This is a genomic window from Rhodococcus sp. IEGM 1406 (assembly GCF_030056745.1).
In the GTDB taxonomy this organism is placed as follows: Bacteria; Actinomycetota; Actinomycetes; order Mycobacteriales; family Mycobacteriaceae; genus Rhodococcus_F; species Rhodococcus_F erythropolis.
In genome coordinates this window covers 1-1,455 of the sequence record NZ_JASHKO010000016.1, presented here as the reverse complement: position 1 = coordinate 1,455, position 1,455 = coordinate 1, and the positions used below count along the sequence as shown (strand labels likewise).

Here is a 1,455-nt window from a genome sequence, read left to right as displayed (position 1 = left end):
GAGCGTGGGTTGGTGGTGGGTGGTTGGGATGGTGTGGGGGTTGCGGTGGGGGGTTTGACGTTGGTGGATGTGTTGGATGGGCGGTTTGCTGGTGTGGGTGGTGGGGGTTTGGTGTGTGGTGGGGTGGTGTTGTCGTGGGGTGAGTTTGATGTTCGGGTGAATCGTTTTGCGCGGTTGTTGATTTCGTTGGGGGTGGGTCCGGAGTCGCGGGTGTGTGTGGTGTTGTCGCGGTCGGTGGAGTTGTTGGTGGCGGTGTTTGCGGTGGTGCGGGCTGGTGGGGTGTTTGTTCCGGTGGATGTGGGTGCGCCGGTGGAGCGGGTGGGGTTTGTGGTGGGGGTGGTGGATCCGGTTGTGGTGTTGTCGCGGGGTGGTGATGGTGGGTGTTTGCCGGTGGGGGTGGGGTTTGTTGATGTGGGTTGTGTTGATGTTTCGGGGTTTTCGGGTGATCCGGTGGGGGTGGGTGATCGGTTGGGGGTGTTGTTGCCTGAGCATGCGGTGTATGTGATGTTCACGTCGGGGTCGACGGGTCGTCCGAAGGGGGTGGTGGTTTCGCATGCGGGGGTGGTGAATCGGTTGTTGTGGATGCAGGGGGAGTTTCCGTTGGGTGTGGGGGATGTGGTGTTGCAGAAGACGCCGGTGTCGTTCGATGTGTCGGTGTGGGAGTTGTTTTGGCCGTTGATGGTGGGTGCGCGGTTGGTGGTGGCGGATCCGGGTGGGCATCGTGATCCGGTGTATTTGGTGGGTGTGATCGAGCGGTGGGGGGTGTCGGTGGTGCATTTTGTGCCGTCGATGTTGGAGGTGTTCGTGGGGGAGCCTTCGGTGGTGGTGGGGTGTTCGAGTGTGCGTCGGGTGTTTGTGTCGGGTGAGGGGTTGTCGTCGGTGTTGGCGGGGCGGTTTGCGGGGGTGTGTGGTGCGGAGTTGGTGAATTTGTACGGGCCGACGGAGGCGTCGGTGGATGTGACGTTTCATGTGGTGGATGGTGTTGTGGGGGTGGGTGTTCCGATTGGTCGGCCGGTGTGGAATACGCGGGTGTTGGTGTTGGATTCGCGGTTGCGGCCGGTTCCGGTGGGTGTGGTGGGGGAGTTGTATGTGGGTGGGGTGCAGGTGGCTCGGGGGTATGAGGGTCGTGTGGATTTGACGGTGGGTCGGTTTGTGGCGGATCCGGTGTCGGGGGTGGTGGGTGCTCGGGTGTATCGGACGGGGGATGTGGTGCGGTGGGGGTGTGGTGGGGTGTTGGAGTTTGTGGGGCGCACGGATTTTCAGGTGAAGGTGCGGGGGCAGCGGGTGGAGTTGGGTGAGGTGGAGGCGGTGTTGGCTGCTCAGGTGGGGGTGGCTGGTGCGGTGGTGGTGTTGCGGTCGGGTGTGGGTGGGGATTTTTTGGTGGGGTTTGTGGTGGGTGAGGTGGGGGTGGTGGTCGATGAGGTGGTGGTGTTGGAGGGGGTGCGGAGGTCTCTT

General features: G+C 62.8%; 1 protein-coding gene. It reads left to right on the top strand.

From position 1 onward, the window contains the following. Positions 1 to 1,455: amino acid adenylation domain-containing protein (locus tag QM596_RS29550; RefSeq protein WP_283310595.1), on the top strand; the 1,455-nt coding region annotated here is incomplete at both ends.